The organism is Streptomyces sp. NPDC054757 (genome assembly GCF_053612185.1).
In genome coordinates, this window is record NZ_JBSHBW010000001.1 from 533,747 (window position 1) to 550,669 (window position 16,923).

At 71.0% G+C, this 16,923-nt stretch carries 16 protein-coding genes; 8 read left to right on the forward strand and 8 right to left on the reverse strand.

Annotated elements, in window-relative coordinates:
* Nucleotides 1-146 precede the first annotated feature (146 nt).
* The 3 genes from ACWGKJ_RS02425 to ACWGKJ_RS02435 all read left to right on the forward strand — a co-directional run bounded on the left by ACWGKJ_RS02425 (nucleotide 147) and on the right by ACWGKJ_RS02435 (nucleotide 1,863).
* Nucleotides 147-1,001, forward strand: coding sequence for a helix-turn-helix domain-containing protein (locus ACWGKJ_RS02425; protein ID WP_385018681.1), 855 nt, complete (start codon nucleotides 147-149; stop codon nucleotides 999-1,001).
* Between the two features lie 11 nt (nucleotides 1,002-1,012).
* Complete coding sequence (locus tag ACWGKJ_RS02430) at nucleotides 1,013-1,210, forward strand: DUF397 domain-containing protein (RefSeq protein ID WP_385018679.1); 198 nt, start codon at nucleotides 1,013-1,015, stop codon at nucleotides 1,208-1,210.
* A gap of 248 nt (nucleotides 1,211-1,458) precedes the next feature.
* Entirely contained in the window at nucleotides 1,459-1,863 is a 405-nt protein-coding gene (locus ACWGKJ_RS02435) for a hypothetical protein (RefSeq protein ID WP_385018677.1), read from the forward strand.
* Here the strand turns inward: ACWGKJ_RS02435 and ACWGKJ_RS02440 are convergent.
* Together ACWGKJ_RS02440 and ACWGKJ_RS02445 are read right to left on the reverse strand one after the other, a co-directional pair.
* Nucleotides 1,814-2,971 carry a Cmx/CmrA family chloramphenicol efflux MFS transporter gene (locus ACWGKJ_RS02440; protein ID WP_385018675.1) on the reverse strand — a complete coding sequence of 386 codons (1,158 nt, stop codon included), beginning with the start codon at nucleotides 2,969-2,971 and terminating at the stop codon, nucleotides 1,814-1,816. The two genes, ACWGKJ_RS02435 and ACWGKJ_RS02440, sit on opposite strands and share 50 nt — an antisense overlap.
* Before the next feature lie 425 nt (nucleotides 2,972-3,396).
* On the reverse strand, nucleotides 3,397-4,005 hold the full coding sequence (locus tag ACWGKJ_RS02445; protein ID WP_385018673.1) for a TetR/AcrR family transcriptional regulator: 609 nt from the start codon (nucleotides 4,003-4,005) through the stop codon (nucleotides 3,397-3,399).
* A 95-nt stretch (nucleotides 4,006-4,100) separates the two neighbouring features.
* On the opposite strand from ACWGKJ_RS02445, the gene ACWGKJ_RS02450 reads away from it, so the two are divergent.
* The 4 genes from ACWGKJ_RS02450 (at nucleotide 4,101) to ACWGKJ_RS02465 (ending at nucleotide 8,354) form a co-directional block, all read left to right on the forward strand.
* On the forward strand, nucleotides 4,101-4,850 hold the full coding sequence (locus ACWGKJ_RS02450; protein WP_385018671.1) for an SDR family NAD(P)-dependent oxidoreductase: 750 nt from the start codon (nucleotides 4,101-4,103) through the stop codon (nucleotides 4,848-4,850).
* Nucleotides 4,851-5,060: 210 nt separating this feature from the next.
* Nucleotides 5,061-5,789: a DUF4232 domain-containing protein gene (locus ACWGKJ_RS02455; RefSeq protein WP_385018669.1), complete on the forward strand. Its 729-nt coding sequence runs from the start codon at nucleotides 5,061-5,063 to the stop codon at nucleotides 5,787-5,789.
* Between the two features lie 113 nt (nucleotides 5,790-5,902).
* Nucleotides 5,903-7,162: an MFS transporter gene (locus ACWGKJ_RS02460; protein WP_385018667.1), complete on the forward strand. Its 1,260-nt coding sequence runs from the start codon at nucleotides 5,903-5,905 to the stop codon at nucleotides 7,160-7,162.
* A 199-nt stretch (nucleotides 7,163-7,361) separates the two neighbouring features.
* Nucleotides 7,362-8,354, forward strand: coding sequence for a hypothetical protein (locus ACWGKJ_RS02465; protein WP_385018665.1), 993 nt, complete (start codon nucleotides 7,362-7,364; stop codon nucleotides 8,352-8,354).
* A 78-nt stretch (nucleotides 8,355-8,432) separates the two neighbouring features.
* Here the strand turns inward: ACWGKJ_RS02465 and ACWGKJ_RS02470 are convergent, their stop codons facing one another.
* Nucleotides 8,433-9,716, reverse strand: coding sequence for a geranylgeranyl reductase family protein (locus ACWGKJ_RS02470; protein ID WP_385018663.1), 1,284 nt, complete (start codon nucleotides 9,714-9,716; stop codon nucleotides 8,433-8,435).
* A 99-nt stretch (nucleotides 9,717-9,815) separates the two neighbouring features.
* On the opposite strand from ACWGKJ_RS02470, the gene ACWGKJ_RS02475 reads away from it, so the two are divergent.
* Nucleotides 9,816-10,334, forward strand: coding sequence for a GNAT family N-acetyltransferase (locus tag ACWGKJ_RS02475; protein WP_385018662.1), 519 nt, complete (start codon nucleotides 9,816-9,818; stop codon nucleotides 10,332-10,334).
* A 14-nt stretch (nucleotides 10,335-10,348) separates the two neighbouring features.
* Here ACWGKJ_RS02475 and ACWGKJ_RS02480 read toward each other — a convergent pair whose 3' ends face one another.
* The 5 genes from ACWGKJ_RS02480 to ACWGKJ_RS02500 form a co-directional block, all read right to left on the reverse strand.
* Nucleotides 10,349-11,047, reverse strand: coding sequence for a demethylmenaquinone methyltransferase (locus ACWGKJ_RS02480; protein WP_385018660.1), 699 nt, complete (start codon nucleotides 11,045-11,047; stop codon nucleotides 10,349-10,351).
* Nucleotides 11,048-11,135: 88 nt separating this feature from the next.
* A complete protein-coding gene (locus tag ACWGKJ_RS02485; protein ID WP_385018658.1) occupies nucleotides 11,136-11,741 on the reverse strand; it encodes a Uma2 family endonuclease in 606 nt (201 codons plus the stop codon).
* Between the two features lie 111 nt (nucleotides 11,742-11,852).
* Complete coding sequence (locus tag ACWGKJ_RS02490; protein ID WP_385018656.1) at nucleotides 11,853-12,365, reverse strand: imidazolonepropionase-like domain-containing protein; 513 nt, start codon at nucleotides 12,363-12,365, stop codon at nucleotides 11,853-11,855.
* A 7-nt stretch (nucleotides 12,366-12,372) separates the two neighbouring features.
* The gene (mqnC, locus tag ACWGKJ_RS02495; RefSeq protein WP_385018654.1) at nucleotides 12,373-13,587 is read right to left on the reverse strand and encodes a cyclic dehypoxanthinyl futalosine synthase; all 1,215 of its coding nucleotides are present in this window, start codon (nucleotides 13,585-13,587) and stop codon (nucleotides 12,373-12,375) included.
* 220 nt (nucleotides 13,588-13,807) lie between these two features.
* Nucleotides 13,808-16,771 (reverse strand): BTAD domain-containing putative transcriptional regulator, encoded by a 2,964-nt coding sequence (locus ACWGKJ_RS02500; RefSeq protein ID WP_385018652.1) that lies wholly within the window; start codon nucleotides 16,769-16,771, stop codon nucleotides 13,808-13,810.
* Nucleotides 16,772-16,923: the final 152 nt, after the last annotated feature.

Below are 16,923 nucleotides of genomic sequence, written 5' to 3' on the forward strand. Positions count from 1 at the left end.
CTTCGGAATGTCAGCAGAGAACTCCGTACAGTGAGGACCGTAGGGGCACAGAGACTCCGGAGCAAGCTTGTCGCCACGGTTCACACGACCGAGTGGACCGGTTACGCCACGACAGGCCAAACTGGGCACGGACAGGGGAAGGTGACATGCCGCCAAGGGACAACCCGACCGGCCGCCAGGTACGCCTGGGCGGTGAACTGCGGAAGCTGCGTGAACGCGCCGGCAAGACCGCCCGGGAGGCCGCCGGGCTGATCTCGACCGACCAGGCCAAGATCAGCCACATCGAGGCAGGCCGCACCGGTATCGGTGAGGACCGCATCCGCCGACTGGCCAGCTTCTACGCCTGCGACGACGAAGCGCTCGTCGAGGCGCTGTGCGCCATCTCGCGGGAGCACCGGGGCCAGTTCTGGTGGGACGAGTACCGGGGCGTACTCGCGCCCGGATTCCTGAATATGGCCGAGCTGGAGCACCACGCCCGTTACATGCACTGTCTCCAGTCAGTGACTCTTCCCGGACTGCTCCAGACACACAGTTACGCCCAGGCACTGTTCGACGCGGTCCTCCCCAAGCTGCCCGAGGACGACGTGGCAGCCCGACTGGAACACCGGATGCGCAGGCAGTCTGTGCTCGATAGGGAGCAGCCGCCCGAATTCCAAGTCGTCGTACATGAAGCAGCGCTGCGCATGCGCGTGGGCGGGCGCAAAATCGCCCGCGAACAACTGCAACACCTCGTGGAGGCGACAGACCGGCCGAATGTGACCGTGCAGGTGGTCCCATTCGCTCTCGACCGGTTCATCGACATCACCCAGACCGTGCTGTACGCGGGCGGGGTCGTTCCGCAGCTGGACACGGTGCACATCGACACCCCGATCCGTGGGCTCTACCTGGACGCTGCGGCGGATGTCCACAGATATCGCCTGCAACTCGACGTCGCGAAGCAAGCCTCACTGGAGCCCTCGGAGTCGCGCAGCTTCATTCACCACATCGCACGGGACATGTGAGAATCGGCGGCATGGACAAAGCAATTGCGTGGCAGAAGTCATCCTTCTCCAACGGCCAGGAACAGTGTGTCGAGATCGCCGAGCACGCCGGCGAGATCCTGATGCGCGAGAGCGACGACCCGAGCGCGGTCGCCGCCACCAGCCGGGAGAAGTTCGCGGCGTTCATCCAGGGCGTCAAGGCAGGCGAGTTCGACCACTTCGCCCAGTAGCCGGCCCGCCGGTCCACCCCCGAAGGCCCTCTGCCCCCCGCGGCGAGGGCCTTCGCGCGTACCCGGAAGCATGAATGCTCCGGAGCATACTTGCGGAGCCCGCAACGGTGACGCTACCGTCACCGTACGTCGCCACCAAGGCCGCAGCAGCAACCGCGCCGCGCCCCGGGCAACGTAACCCCGCCTGCCCACACCCCAGTTGAGGCAGGCGCTCCGGACTCCCAGACGCTGCGATCGGACGGTCGGCCATGCGTACGTCACCCCACACACCCCCTCCCCCGCACACCGCCGACGCCCGGGTCGCGCTCGGCTTCCGGCTGGAGGTGCTGCGGTACGGGCCCGCGAACGGGTTCCGGCCCGAGCCCGTTGACCTGCGGGTCCTCGCCACGCCCCGCGAGGCGATCCGTACGATCCGCGCCCAGCTCCGGACCAGCCACGTACTCGGCCTGCCACCGCGCGAAGCGGCCCGCGCCCTGCGCTGGTCCGAGCACGGCGGCTGGCTGCCCGCGCTCGCCGCGCTGCACCGGGGCGAGCCCTGCGGATTCGTCCTGCTGCTCCGCAAGGGCCGCCACCTCGAATGGGCCGTGCGCCCCCTGCGCTACCTCACGCTCGACCCGTCGCCCGGGCCCGCACCCGCCGTACCCCTGCCGTGACCAGCGCACACGCCATCAGCGCACCGCTCACCCAGACCGGCGCCCGGTAGCCGAAACCGGTGTCCAGGGCCAGACCGCCCGCCCAAGGGCCAAGGGTGGCGCCCAGGTTGAAGGCGGTCGTGGAGAACGCGCCCGCGAGGGACGGGGCTTCTGGGGCCTGGGCGATGACGCGGGCGATCAGCGCCGTACCCGTACCGAAGGCGAACGCCCCCTGGGTCAGGACCAGGGCGAGGGCCGCAGCCGGGCTGCCCGCCGTCAGGGCGAGGGCGCTCCAGCCCAGGGTCAGCGCGGCCATGCCACCGGCGATCAGGGCCGTGGACCGGAGATCCGCGAACCGGCCCGCGACGGTGACGCCGAGGAACGAGCCCACCCCGAAGAGCGCGAGCGCGACGGGCACCCACCGGGCGCCGAGCCCGGTCTCGCGGGTGAGGAGCGGCTCCAGATAGGAGCACGTACAGAAGGTCGCCCCCTGCACCAGGACCATCGTGACCAGCGTGCGCCGGAGGGCGGGGCGGGCCAGGGCCCGCAGTTCGGTACGGGCGGGGACGGGTTCGGTGGCGGGCCGGTCGGCCGGGATGATCCGGAGGATCGCCAGGACCGCCGGTACGGAGACGAGCGCGACCGCCCAGAACGCCGACCGCCACCCCCACCGCTCCCCCAGCACCGCCCCGGCCGGCACCCCGACCACACAGGCGACCGTGACCCCGCCGACCACGACGGCCGTGGCCCGCGCCTTCAACTGCCCGGGCACCAGGGCGGCAGCGGTCGCCAGCGCCACGGCCCAGAAGCCCGCGTTGGCGAGGGCGCCCACGAAACGGGTCGCGAGGAGGACTCCGTACCCCGGGGTGAGCGCCCCGATGACATGCACCGCGACGAAGGCGGAGAGGAACAGCAGCAGCGCACGACGCCGGGGCCAGGTGCGGCTGAAGAGCGCCATGAGAGGCGCGCCGATCACCATCCCGACGGCGAAGGCCGAAGTCAGCAGAGCGGCTGCGGAGAGTGAGACGTGCAGGTCGGTGGCGATGTCCGAGAGGAGCCCGGACAGCATGAACTCCGATGTGCCCTGGGCGAAGACCGCGAGCCCCAGGACGTAGACAGCAAATGGCATGGGAGACAGACCCCTTGAGACCTTGAGACCTTGAGACCGCGAGACCGTGGAGAGACCTCGGGACGGAACCGTCGTGGACGGGCGGGCCGGTGTACGGGGAGGGGGCCGCGTACGTCATACGTCGCCGGGAGGTCCGGCGGGCGGTGACGCGGAAGAGTGCCCGGAGCGAACCTCCGGGACATGACTCGGTGAGCGGCGCTTCAGCGCGCGGCCGAGGAGGAAGCGGCCCGTACCCGGGGTGAACCGGCGGCGACGGAGCCGTGCGATGAGATGCCCCTGACCCCGTGGGTCAGCCGGTCTCGGTCAGCAGGAGCTCGGCCACCGGAACACCGGTGGCCTCGGTCTGTCGGACTCGGGGCTGGACATGGGATGACGCTATCCGCAGGGGTGGCGGCCATGCCAGTGCTTAAAGCCGCGGGCGACTCTCAGGCGGACGGCCAGCTTCGCAGCGCCGTCTCCGCCACCTGACGGAGTTCGTCCCGGGTGGCGCCGCCCGCGGCCTGGACTGCGATGCCGTTCGCCACGGTCATGAGGTAACGGGCGAGCACCCCGGGATCGGCGTCCGCAGGCAGGTCGCCCTCCCGGAGGGCTTGCCGGAACCGGTCATGGAGGCGGGAAATGGCCTGTTCGCGCCAGGCGGTGAGGAGGTCGCGGACGTTGCGCCCCTGGGTACCGGCGGCGAGGGAGCCCTGGACGCCGAGACAGCCGGCGGGGCAGCCGGGGCGGGTGGTGGCGCGGACGGAGCCGGTCAGGAACGCGGTGGCCACCTCCCGGGCGGTCGGCTCCCGCAGCGCCCGCTCCCCGTACGAGGCGGGGCCTTCCGTATAGCGCTCCAGGGCCTTCCGGAACAGCTCCTCCTTGTTGCCGAAAGCCGCGTACATGCTGGTGCGGGTGATGCCCATGGCGCTGGTCAGGTCGGTGAGTCCGGCCCCTTCGTAACCCTGCTCCCAGAAGACCCGCATGGCGCGTTCGAGGGCCTCGTCGGCGTCGAAACCTCTCGGCCGGCCGACCGGCGCCTTCTGCGGGGACTCCATGCCACCCACCCTACTCTTTCCGCACCGATCGGTACGGAAGTGCTACGGTCTCATTCCGTACCGATCGGTACCGAACTTTCACGGAGGTCGTTCGCATGGGACAGTTCGAAGGCAGGACAGCCGTCGTCACCGGAGGCAGCACCGGCATCGGTCTGGCCACCGCCGTACGGCTGGCGGCCGATGGCGCACATGTCTTCATCACCGGCCGGCGCAGGTCCGCGCTGGACGCGGCCGTCGAGGCCATCGGCCCGGAGAGGGCCACCGCGGTGGCGGGTGACATCTCGGACCTCGCCGACCTGGACCGGCTGTACGGGGCGGTCCGCGCCCGGGGCCGCGGCCTGGACGTGCTCTTCGCGAACGCGGCCAGTGCCTCGCTCGCACCGCTGGAGCAGATCACCGAGGAGCACTTCGACCGGATCTTCGGCGTCAATGTGCGGGGCACGGTGTTCACCGTGCAGAAGGCACTGCCGCTGCTCAACGAGGGCGCGTCGGTGATCCTCAACGCCTCGGTGCGCGCCGACGACGGGGTCGCAGCGTTCGGTACGTACGCGGCGTCCAAGGCGGCGATCCGGTCCTTCGCCCGGACCTGGGCCAACGAGCTCAAGGACCGGAACATCCGGGTCAACGCGGTCTCCCCCGGCACCATCGACACCCCTGGACTCGACGGCCTGGCCGGTACGGAGGACATATCCGCCACCAGGTCGCGGTTTGCCGCAGGTGTCCCGCTCGGCCGGATCGGGCGCGCGGACGAGGTCGCCAGCGCGGTGGCGTTCCTCGCCTCCGAGCAGAGCAGCTTCGTCCTCGGTGCCAACCTGTACGTCGACGGCGGCGAGAACCAGATCTGACCGGCGGGCCGGGTCCGCGTCCCCCGGGGCCCGGCGCCCGGACTGTCCCGCTTCCTCCGCTCTTCCGTCACGGCGATTCGACTCGCATGTCACAGGGGCGTCTTGATGGGACCCGGCCGCGAACAACTCACCCGTCCGGGGAGATCCAAAGAAGCAACAACGCTCGCTCAGCCGGAGCGAGCGTGACGACACCGCTTCCTTGGAGTACCGATGCGCGTCAAGAAGATCTCCGCTCTCGCCCTCGTCGTCGCCGCGGCCGGCCTCTCGCTGACCGCGTGCGGCAGCAGCGACGGACCGAGCGCTTCCGCCGCCCACACCAACAGCTCCAACTCCGCCGGCAGTTCCACCGGCGACAAGAGCACGGCCTCGGGCTCCTCGGACTCCTCGTCGTCAGGTTCGTCCGCGTCCGGTGCGTCCGCTTCCGGCTCCTCGGCGTCCGGCTCCTCCGCCGGTTCCGGCAACGGCGGCTCCGGCAAGGGCAGCAACCTCACCACCAAGACCCAGTCCGCGACGTCGGCCGCCACGTGCGACGCCGACCACCTCGCTCTCAGCACCGCCTCCACGGGGGCCAAGAACGAGATCGTCGTCAACATGAAGAACACCGGCCCCAGCGCGTGCACCATGCACGGCTTCCCCGGCGTCCAGCTGATCGGCCCCGACGGACTGGGCGACACCGGCCCGGACGCCGCCCGCACCGACACCTCCGGCTCCGCCGTCACCATCGCGCACGGCGAGGAGACCCGCTTCCTGCTCCACTACATCCCCGACACCAGCGGCTCGGGCAAGACCTACACCCGGCTCGACGTCACCCCGCCCAACGAGCGGGTCTCGGAGATCGTCAACCTCGGCAAGCTGGCCATCACCGTCTCCCCGTCCAGCGGCAACGCCCCCGACGTCTACGTCGACCCGATCGGCTACCACACCGGCTCGGGCAAGTGAGCCCAGCAGCAACGCCCGCGCTCCCGCGCGGGGTGCACCTCCCGCTCCGATGTCAGAGGCCGGCGCTAGGTTGTCCTGGCGAGAGAGCGAAGTGAGCGGGAGGTGGGGCGGACATGGCGTTCAGGCAGTCGCTGGGGCGGCAGTTCGGGTGGCTCTGGACGGCGTACGCGGTGAGCACACTCGGCACCTGGCTCGCCTTCGACTCGTTCTCGCTGATCGCGATCCTCGCCCTGCACGCCGGGGCGACCGAGGTGTCCCTGCTCGCCGCCGCCGGTCTTGCGGTCGGCGCGGTGGTGGCGGTGCCGCTCGGCCCCTGGGTGGAGTTCCGCCGCAAGCGGCCGGTGATGATCACGATGGACCTGGTCCGCTTCGCGGCGCTGCTGACCGTCCCGGCCGCCTACGCGTTCGGTCTGCTCAGCTTCGCCCAGCTGCTGGTCGTCTCGGTCCTGGTCGGCGCGGCCGACATCGCGTTCACGGCGGCGAGCGGCGCCTTCCTTAAGGCGCTCGTACGGCCGGAGGACCTGCTCGTCGCGAACGGCCGGTTCGAGTCCACGACCTGGACCGCCACCATGCTCGGACCGCCGCTCGGCGGGGCCGCGATCGGCATGTTCGGCCCGGTACTGACCGTCCTGGCCAACGCGGTCAGCTATCTGCTCTCCGCCGCCGGAATCCGCGCGATAGGCGGCGACGAGCCGCACCCGGAGCGGCCCGCCGCACCGCGGCTGCGCGCCGGTGACCTCCTCGACGGATGGCGGTACATCCTCCACCACCCGGTGCTGCGCCCGCTGTTCTTCAACTCGATCCTGAACAACGGCCTGATCATGGCGGTTTCACCGCTGCTCTCCGTGCTGATGCTCGGCCACCTCGGCTTCGCCCCCTGGCAGTACGGTCTTGCCTTCGCCGGGCCCTGCGTCGGCGGTCTGATCGGCTCCCGGGTGGCCCGCGGGCTCGTCGCGCGGTTCGGGCAGCACCGGGTCCTGCTGACCGCCGGGGCACTGCGGGCCTGCTGGTCGGTCGGACTCGCCTTCGTCGGGCCGGGCGTGGCCGGGCTGGTGCTCGTGATGGCCGTCGAGCTGGGGCTGATCACCTGCTCCGGGGTGTTCAACCCGGTGCTCGCCACCTACCGCCTCGAACAGACCGCGCCGGACCGGATCGCCCGTACGCTCTCCGCCTGGTCGGTCACCAGCAAGACCTCCATCGCTGCCATGACCGCCCTGTGGGGCCTGCTGGCCGCGGTCACCGGCCCCCGCACCGCGATCGCCGTCGCCGGTCTGCTCCTCCTGGCGACCCCGCTGCTGCTCCCCCGGCGCGCCCCCGCACCACGACCCGAACCCGAACCCGAACCCGAACCGACCGCCTCCCCGCTGCCGTAATCGGAAACGGCCCCAGCCGGAACGGCCGCAATCGGGACGGCCGCAATCGGGACGGCCGTTATCCGGCCTGCCGCAATCCGTGCTGTCGCAATCAGACAAGAGCTGGCCAAAGATTCCCGTTTCGATTGACTCAGCGATCTGTCATGAGCATGGTTTTCCGCGTACTCCTCGGCCCCCACCCTGAGAGGAACGCATCCCCGTGAGACGTCTGACATCCACGGCAGCCGCGCTCGGCGCCACCACTCTGCTGCTCCTGGCCTGCGGTCTCGGCAGCGCCACCGCCGACGCCGCACCCGTACCGGGCCACACCGCCACCGCCACCGCCACCGCGCACCAACAGGCCGCCGCGGTCTGCGCGTCCGCGGGCGCCGCATCCGGCCGTACGGTCGGCGGGGCGCTCTCCCGTACCCAGGTGCACCATCAGCTCGCCGCCCTGACCACGCCCCACCGCGAGGCCCGCGGCTACCCCGCGTCCGGCCTGCCCGACAAGGGCCCCCTGCGGGGCGGCGCACCGGACCGCACGCTGGCGACCGACATCCACCCGGCCCAGGGCACGTCCTTCAAGGCGATCGCGGGCAGCGACGGCTCCTGCGCGACCCAGTCGGTGTCCACGGCCCTGCACGTCCGGAGCGGCTCCACGACGATCTACACCCCCACCATGTACCCGGCGGGCGGCTCCTGCATCGAACTGGTCACCGTCTACACGCAGTCCGGCCCCTCCGTCTCGGCCTGGGACTGGTGCGGCAGCGTCGCCTTCGAGGCGTCGGTGCCCATCGACAGCACCTTCCTGAGCACCTACACGGACGGCTCGTCCAGCGCGTATACCGGCCGCGTCATCAAGACCGACGCCGCCACCAACGCCTGGACCTCGCAGCTCTACAACTACCGGACCGGCTCCTGGGACACCCTCTTCAGCCAGTCGGGCCAGAACCAGTCGGGGCGCGACACCGGCTGGGACATCAACGAGCTGTACTCCTCGGTCGGCAGCTCGGGCCGCTCGGACGCCTGTGTCGACATGGCGGGCCAGACCTTCGAGTCCAGCAACATAACGGTCCGGATCAACGGCAGTTGGACCCGCGCGTCGGCGGACAACTCCGACACCGCCTACGACTCCCCGGCCGGCTCCTTCTACTGCCCCGACCGCACCTACCAGATGGTCAGCGCGTACGACCACTGGAAGGCCGTCGGCTGACGGAACACCGCCGCGCATGAGCCTTCCCCGGCGCCCGGCGCCGGGGAAGGAGCTCCGCGGAGGCGGCAGGCCCCGCCGTCAGGAGTTCGGGGCCACCTTCGACAGCCCGTTGATGATCCGGTCCATCGCGTCCCCGCCCGTCGGATCCGTCAGGTTCGCCAGCATCTTGAGGGTGAACTTCATCAGCACCGGGTGGGTCAGACCGCGCTCGGTGATGAGCTTCATCACCTTCGGGTTGCCGATCAGCTTCACGAAGGCGCGGCCCAGCGTGTAGTACCCGCCGTAGGTCTCCTTGAGGATCTTCGGGTAGTTGTGCAGCGCCATCTCACGCTGCGCCGGGGTCGCCCGCGCCGTGGCCTGGACGATCACGTCGGCCGCGATCTGGCCGGACTCCATGGCGTACGCGATGCCCTCACCGTTGAACGGGTTGATCATGCCGCCCGCGTCGCCCACGAGCAGCAGGCCCTTGGTGTAGTGCGGCTGCCGGTTGAACGCCATCGGCAGGGCTGCGCCACGGATCGGCATCGTCATGTTGTCGGGGACGAATCCCCAGTCCTCCGGCATCGACGCGCACCACGTCTTCAGCACCTCACGCCAGTCCAGCTCCCGGAAGGCGGCCGACGAGTCGAGGATGCCGAGGCCGACGTTGGAGGTGCCGTCGCCCATGCCGAAGATCCAGCCGTACCCGGGGAGCAGCCGCTCCTGGGCACCGCGCCGGTCCCACAGCTCCAGCCAGGACTCCAGGTAGTCGTCGTCGTGACGCGGCGAGGTGAAGTACGTACGGACCGCGATCCCCATCGGCCGGTCGTCGCGGCGGTGCAGGCCCATGCCGATGGAGAGCCGGGTGGAGTTGCCGTCGGCGGCGACCACCAGCGGGGCGTGGAAGGTGACCGGGGTCTTCTCCTCGCCCATCTTGGCGTTGACGCCGGTGATCCGGCCGGTACGGGGGTCGGTGATCGGGGCGCCGACGTTGCACCGCTCGTGCAGCCGGGCGCCCGCCTTCTGTGCCTGGCGCGCCAGTTGCTCGTCGAAGTCGTCCCGCTTGCGGACCAGTCCGTAGTCCGGGTACGAGGCGAGCTCCGGCCAGTCCAGCTGGAGGCGTACGCCGCCGCCGATGATCCGCAGGCCCTTGTTCCGCAGCCAGCCGGCCTCTTCGGAGATGTCGATGCCCATGGAGACCAGCTGCTTGGTGGCGCGCGGCGTCAGGCCGTCACCGCAGACCTTCTCGCGCGGGAAGGCGGTCTTCTCCAGGAGCAGGACGTCGAGCCCCGCCTTGGCCAGGTAGTACGCGGTCGTCGAGCCGGCAGGGCCTGCCCCGACGACGATCACATCTGCGGTGTGCTCGGAGAGGGGCTCGGTCACGGCGGGAACTCCGGAAGACTCGATTTCACGTGCCACGGGGCACTGGACAGGTGCAGTCTATGGGGACCTCCTGATCGATCAGCTGAAGGGTTCTGCGAAGTGAACAAGCCCGCGCCGGTCGTCCGGCTCCGCGTCCCCACCGAGGAGGACGCCCACGCCTGGCACCGGGTGTTCGACGACCCCGACGTCATGGAGTTCCACGGGGGTGCGTCGAAGGAGTTGTCGGAGTACGAGGAGTTGACCGCACGGCAGCGCAGACACGACGCGGAGCGCGGTTTCTGCCTGTGGACGGTGCTCGACGGGGACGGCGAGGTGCTGGGCTTCACCGGCGCGCAGCCCTGGCCGTACGAGAACTTCGGCCCGGTCGGCCAGGTCGAGATCGGCTGGCGGCTCGGGCGGGCCCACTGGGGCCACGGCTATGTGACGACGGCCGCCCGTATGACGCTGGAGCGGGTACGGGCGGCCGGTGTCGGTGAGGTGTTCGCGATGGTCGACGCCGAGAACGCCCGGTCGGTCGCGGTGACCCGGCGGCTCGGCATGGAGCTGCACGAGACCTTCACGACTCCGGTGTCGAAGCGGACGGGCCACTGCTTCCGGCTGGACCTGTCGACAGACTGAGCCTGCCGCCGGTCTCAGTCGGTCCGCTTGAAGCCCCGGTGCAGGGCGACGATGCCGCCGGTCAGATTCCGCCAGGCGACATCCGCCCAGCCTGCCTGCTGGAGGCGGGCGGCGAGCGCGGGCTGGTCGGGCCAGGCGCGGATCGACTCGGCGAGATAGACGTACGCGTCCGGGTTGGACGAGACGGCGGTCGCCACCGGGGGCAGCGCCCGCATCAGATACTCGGTGTAGACGGTACGGAACGGCGCCCAGGTGGGCTGCGAGAACTCGCAGATCACGACCCGCCCGCCGGGCTTGGTGACCCGGTACAGCTCCCGCAGCGCGGCATCCGTCTCCTGGACGTTGCGCAGCCCGAAGGAGATCGTCACGGCGTCGAAGACCCCGTCGCGGAAGGGCAGTTTCGTCGCGTCACCGGCCGTCAGCGGGAGGTGCGGATGGCGCTCCTTGCCGACCCGGAGCATGCCGATCGAGAAGTCGCAGGGCACGACGTACGCACCGGTCTGCGCGAACGGCAGCGAGGACGTCGCGGTCCCGGCGGCCAGATCGAGGATCTTCTGCGCGGGCCGGGCCCCGACGGCCCGGGCCACCTCCTTGCGCCACAGCCGCGTCTGCCCGAGGGACAGCACGTCGTTGGTGAGGTCGTAGTTCGCCGCCACGTCGTCGAACATCGAGGCGACTTCGTGCGGCTGCTTGTCCAGGGATGCTCGGGTCACCCGGCCATTGTGTCGTGCGTCCCCATGGAGAGCGGCCACAGGGTCGTACCCGCGTGGCAGAACGGCGTGCCGCCGCGCACGGGAAGGCTCAGAGTTCCAGCAGCGCGGACACGTCGAACTCGACGGCGAACGGCTGGTCCGTGACCAGCCGCTTGGTGTGCACCGGGTGGGTGACCGCGGGGATGTACTCATGCCGCTCGTGGTGCAGCCAGTACTCGTGAATGCTCAGGCCGTCGTCCTTGCCCAGCTCGACCCGCCAGTAGTACGGGATCTTGGATTCCGCGAAGAGCGCCGGCTTGCGCACCCGGTCGTCCTGCCGGGACTCGGGCGAGACCACCTCGACCGCGAGGGCGACCCGGCTCACCGGGATGCACTCCAGCTCGAAGACGTCCAGCCCGGTGGGGTCGTAGACGATCACGTCGGGGCGCGGCGCGTTGTACGGATCCACCAGGACGCACTGCTCGGTGAGGACGGCGTACGGTTCGGCCCGTGCGTCCTCCAGACGGCGTGCGATGCTGTCGCGCACCCGGTTGTGCCACACCTTTGTCTGCCCACGGGCCACGATCACTCCGTCCACGAGTTCCCAGTCGAAGGGCAGCTCGAGATCCGTCACCTGCTCGACGACCCACCCCGCGGGGGGCGGGAACATCCAGTTGTCCTCGGTGGCCTGTTCCGCCCGGCGTGCGATAGCCATGACTGCTCCCATGGACCTGAGTGTGAACGGAGAGAGGGAATGCGGTCCTGTGTACGACGGTACCGTCACCCGAAGTCGTGAGCCGGTAGCGCGCCATTGACGGGTAGGCCGTCACCGCGCCCGGTGCACCATCCGCCCCGCGACGCACGTCACGAGACAGCTCCCGTCATCGCCGTACACCGCGAAGTCGGCCCGCCCGGAGACCGCGAGGGGGCGCGGGGCGCCGGTCCCGGTGGTCACCGTGAGGCCCGAGCGCTCGACGGCGGTGCGGACCGCCGGGCGGGCGAAGGGGCCGGCGAGCGACGTGGTCCCCGCCGCCAGCAGCCGTTGCAGGCCGCGCCGGGCGCTCGCACCCCAGCGGACCTCGGTCATGCCGAGCGCGGCCAGGGCGTCGCCGGTCAGCGGGTCGGGGCCGAGGTCCTCGCGGGGGTCGGGCCAGTAGGCCGCTTCGAGGAGCGCGGGCGCGTCCGGCTCGTGACGGCCGGGGGTGAGCACCCCGTCCCAGCTGCGCAGCCGGGCCCGCTCCCCGTACACCGACTCCAGCTCCTCGTACGGGCCGAGCGCCGCGATACGGTCGCCGTCGATGACGACCGCGTCCGCGCGCGCCCGGTGAAGCGTCAGCAACGGGGCCTCAGTTGGCGTCGAGGAGCTTCAGCTCGGGGTGGGCCGTGCCGCCCTCGATCGCCGTGGACGAGATGTGCGAGACGACGCGGTCGTCGACCGGGTCGTTCGCCGGGTCCTCGTGCACGACCAGGTGCTCGTACGTCGTCGCGCGCTGCGCGGGAACGCGGCCGGCCTTGCGGATGAGGTCGATGATCTCCATCCGGTTCGACCGGTGCCTGGCACCGGCCGACGAGACGACGTTCTCCTCCAGCATGATCGAGCCGAGGTCGTCCGCGCCGTAGTGCAGCGACAGCTGGCCGACCTCCTTGCCGGTCGTCAGCCAGGAGCCCTGGATATGGGCGACGTTGTCGAGGAAGAGCCGGGCGATGGCGATCATGCGCAGGTACTCGAAGAGGGTGGCCTGCGTCCGGCCCTTCAGGTGGTTGTTCTCGGGCTGGTAGGTGTACGGGATGAAGGCACGGAACCCGCCCGTCCGGTCCTGCACGTCACGGATCATGCGGAGGTGCTCGATGCGCTCGGCGTTGGTCTCGCCGGTGCCCATCAGCATGGTCGACGTGGACTCGACGCCCAGGCCGTGCGCCACCTCCATGATCTCCAGCCACCGCTCGCCGGACTCCTTGAGCGGTGCGATGGCCGTACGGGGCCGCGCGGGCAGCAGTTCGGCGCCCGCGCCCGCGAAGGAGTCGAGCCCGGCCGCGTGGATCCGCGAGACGGCCTCTTCGACCGAGACCTTGGAGATACGCGCCATGTGCTCGACCTCGGAGGCCCCGAGGGAGTGGATGACCAGCTCCGGGTAGGCCTTCTTGATCGCCGCGAAGTGCTCCTCGTAGTACTCCACACCGAAGTCGGGGTGGTGCCCGCCCTGGAACATGATCTGCGTGCCACCGAGCTCGATGGTCTCGGCGCAGCGGCGCAGGATGTCGTCGAGGTCGCGCGTCCAGCCCTTCTCGGTGTCCTTCGGGGCCGCGTAGAAGGCGCAGAACTTGCAGGCGGTGACGCAGAGGTTCGTGTAGTTGATGTTGCGCTCGATGATGTACGTGGCGATGTGCTCGGTCCCGGCATACCGCCGGCGCCGTACGGCATCGGCCGCCGCGCCCAGCGCGTGCAGCGGGGCGTCGCGGTACAGCACGACCGCTTCCTCGGGGGTGATGCGCCCGCCTGCGGCGGCACGGTCGAGGACGGCTGCGACATTTACAGACGTAAGGTCGGCGTTCTCGGTCACCGGGCGGGTCCTTCCCAAGGGGCTACAGACGACCGATCCAGCCTACGCCAGGGCCCCGCACGAAATCCTGCGCCCCCTTTGTCCGGATACATACGGCGCTCAAGCATGTCCAGAGGGCACCGGCGGCACAACCAAGCCCGTCCGGCGATTGAGGACCGGGGCCCGGGGCGGAGCCCCGAAAGGCCCGCACCACCGCACCCGCACCCCGCCACGCGTAAGGTCACCCCGCCGCCGCAACACCCCCACGCCACCCCGGAAGCAACTCGTCCAGCAGCGCCTCCGTACGCGGCGGCACCCCCCGCTCCCCGCCCCGTACCACCAGGTCCGCCGCCAGCTCCCGCAGCCGCGCCTCGTCGCCCGTCGCGTGTGTCGCGCGCAGCATCTCGTTCCACAACCGCTCGTCGGCCGACGATCCGGAGACCGCCGCCCGCAGCGCGGCGATCGCCTTCTCCGGCTGTTCCTGCTCCAGGTGGTGCGCCGACAGGGCCAGCGCCACGTCCGCCACGAGCAGCGGCAGCTGGGTGTCGATGATCTCGTGGGTCAGCCAGGTGTAGCGGCCCTCCGTACGGTCGGCGAGCAGCGGCCCCCGTACCAGCCCGAGCGCGTCGGTGAGCAGCCGCTCCCGCACCGAGGCGCGCCGTGCGCCCCGGCCCTCGGTCGCCTCGTGGTGCAGCGAGCGGAGCACGTCCAGGTCGGAGACGACGGACGGGGCGAGCATGAGCCGCCCGGTGCTGTCCGTACGGAGCCGGGCCGAGCCGTCCTCGTCCGTGCCGAGCCAGAGCCGCAGCCGCTCGATGAGCGCGTCGCACACCTCGGGGGTGACTCCCCGCGGCCACATCGCGGAGGCGAGGACCCGCGGGTGGACGCCCTCGCGGTGCAGCAGGAGCAGCGCGAGCGCTTCGTGCAGCAGGGCGCTACGCTCGCTGTCCGGGGCGTCCAGGCCGATGATCTCGTACGGGCCGACCAGCCGCGCGTACACCGCGGGGCGGCCCTGCTCGGTGATGTCGACCAGGAACGGGCGGGCCGGTTCCGGCCCTTCGCCGTCCGGGTCGGCGTCCGCGAAGAGACGTACGACCGCTTCGTGCTGGGCCTGCGGAAGCAGCTGCGCGTCGAGTTCGAGACCGAGCAGCGGCGCGAGCAGCCTCCCCTCACCCGTGATCTGCAAGTCCCATGTTGCGCCCGGCAGTTGACCATCCGAACCAGCGCCGATCAGACAGCCGATGCCCAACCGGCCGGAGTCGGCGGTCAGTTCGGCGAGCGCGGTGGCCTCATCGGCGGTGGGCTCGTCCGCGACCAGCACCAGATGCGGGGCCCAGCGGGTCTGCTGGGCGGGTCCGGTCCGCCCGGTGAGGACCGAGTCGTGGCCCGCCGCGCCGAGCGCGCTGCGGCGCTGCCCGACCTCCGCGCCGAGCGTCTCGACGAGTTCGTCGACGGAGGCGAGGTGGCGCAGCCGGGTCGGGGCCAGCGGGCTCAGCTCCGCGCCGAAGCCGACGACCGTGACGGTCATCCGGTCCGACCAGCCGTTGGTGGCGAGTTCGGCGGCGACGGACGAGAGGACGGCCGCGCGGTCGGCGTCGGCTCCGGTGAGCGCGACGAGACCGGGCACGGCCTCCAGGTTCAGCAGCAGCCGTGCGTCGTCCCGGGTGCCGAGGCTGACCAGACCCGGGTACGGGGCGGCCGCGGTGTCCGGGTCGATCCCCTCGTACGCCGCGACGGCCGACCGCTCAAGGCGCCAGAACGTCTGGTCCTGGCCCTGCTCCCAGGGCGCGGGCGGGGTCCCCGAGGGCTGGGCGAGCTGGAGGTGCAGGTCGTCGTCGGTGAGCCACGCCGCGTACACGACAGGCAGCGGACGGCTCTCCCGGCCGAGCGAGGCGGAGAGCCCGCGCAGCGCCAGATCGAGGAAGCGGACGGCGTCGGGGTCGGCCCCGACGAGCAGCGCGTCGTGCACATCGGCCTCGTCGCCGGTCGGGACCGGCGGCTCCATACCGCGCCGGCCCGCCACCGCGGTCATCGCCGACTGCCACAGCGCCATGCGGCGGCGGCGGCCCAGCGCGCCGAGCACACCGGCGGCGAGCAGCGGGGCGCCGATGAGGGCGGTGGAGAGGCCGAACCCTGACCCGGAGCTCTGCGCAGGGGCCTCGGCGACGGCGCCCGATCCGGCGCCGGGCGCGTTGCCCGTCGAGGGCGTGTTGCCCGTCGAGGGCGCGTTCGGAAGGCGCTGCTCCGGTACGGAGATCTGCGCCGTCGGGCTGTCGCCGCGGCTGCCGCCCTGGTGCTGCGCGGGCTGCTGCTGGTGGTTGCCGGACTTGGCGTACTGGTCGATCTGGTGGCGTACCTGCTCGGAGACCTTGGGCGCCTGGTCGGGCATCTCCACGACCTCGCCGCCGTGGGCGTCGGCCGGCATCTCCATGATCCAGCCGGGCCGGATCAGACTCGCCTCGGACAGCTTGGTGCCGTCGGGCTGCATCCGGTCCTTGTTGAGCTGGTAGATCTCCTTGTACCTGCGGCCGTCCCCGAGGTGGCGCTGGGCTATCTCCCAGAGCGAGTCGTGGTGGCGGCCCTCGGGCGGGCTGATCCGGTAGAACTTCGTCGCCCCCTCGGCCCCGGTCCTCGCGTTCGCCTGCTCGGCGTGGGCCTGCGCGTCGGCCTGCGAGGCCACCGCTGCCTGCGCCTGCTGCGCGACCCCGATCCCCGGGGCCTGCTGCGCGGCGGCGACGGTCGGCTTGTGCGTCGACTCCAGGGACTGCCCCAGCTGTGAGATACCCGGCGCGAAGCTCGCGGCGGTGGCGCTGACCAGGAGCAGCGCGGCGATGAGCTGCCGCGCCAGCAACTGGCTCGGACCCGCACCGGGAATGTGCGAGGGCATCCCGACACCGGAGACGGCGGCCTTGATCTCGACGATGACGCACGCGGCGAACTGCGCCCAGGCCAGCCACACCACGCAGACCAGGATGTGCACGAACGTATCGACGGTGATCTGCTGCTGCACCATGTCGAAGGACGGCATGCCGTGCGGCAGCGGCCAGCCCTGCGTGGACAGGGCCAGCGGCACGGCGAGCAGCAGCCCCGCGAGGGCGAGAAACGCGAAGAACGCCTTGGCGAAGTCACCCGCGGTCCGTTGGCGGGGCAGAGGCTGGGGCGTCCGGTTGGTCGGGCCCGTCGAACCGGGAGTATTGCGCGCCATGGCGGGTTTCCTGTGGGGAGGGAGCGGGTTCGGGATCGTCGGGGTGCTTGGTGCTTGGGTGCTTGGTGCTTGGGTGCTTGGTGCTTGGGTGCTCGGTACGTACTGCGCGGTACTCGGCGAGCCTATCGAGATGGTACGGAGGGTTTCGAAGG

Bases quoted from the DNA above. Each gene is read 5' to 3' on its own strand.
- ACWGKJ_RS02425 (WP_385018681.1), top strand. From the start codon at position 147: ATGCCGCCAAGGGACAACCCGACCGGCCGCCAGGTACGCCTGGGCGGT.
- ACWGKJ_RS02435 (WP_385018677.1), top strand. From the start codon at position 1,459: ATGCGTACGTCACCCCACACACCCCCTCCCCCGCACACCGCCGACGCC.
- ACWGKJ_RS02500 (WP_385018652.1), bottom strand. From the start codon at position 16,771: ATGGCGCGCAATACTCCCGGTTCGACGGGCCCGACCAACCGGACGCCC.
- ACWGKJ_RS02450 (WP_385018671.1), top strand. From the start codon at position 4,101: ATGGGACAGTTCGAAGGCAGGACAGCCGTCGTCACCGGAGGCAGCACC.
- ACWGKJ_RS02430 (WP_385018679.1), top strand. From the start codon at position 1,013: ATGGACAAAGCAATTGCGTGGCAGAAGTCATCCTTCTCCAACGGCCAG.
- ACWGKJ_RS02445 (WP_385018673.1), bottom strand. From the start codon at position 4,005: ATGGAGTCCCCGCAGAAGGCGCCGGTCGGCCGGCCGAGAGGTTTCGAC.
- ACWGKJ_RS02485 (WP_385018658.1), bottom strand. From the start codon at position 11,741: ATGGCTATCGCACGCCGGGCGGAACAGGCCACCGAGGACAACTGGATG.
- ACWGKJ_RS02440 (WP_385018675.1), bottom strand. From the start codon at position 2,971: ATGCCATTTGCTGTCTACGTCCTGGGGCTCGCGGTCTTCGCCCAGGGC.
- ACWGKJ_RS02455 (WP_385018669.1), top strand. From the start codon at position 5,061: ATGCGCGTCAAGAAGATCTCCGCTCTCGCCCTCGTCGTCGCCGCGGCC.
- ACWGKJ_RS02460 (WP_385018667.1), top strand. From the start codon at position 5,903: ATGGCGTTCAGGCAGTCGCTGGGGCGGCAGTTCGGGTGGCTCTGGACG.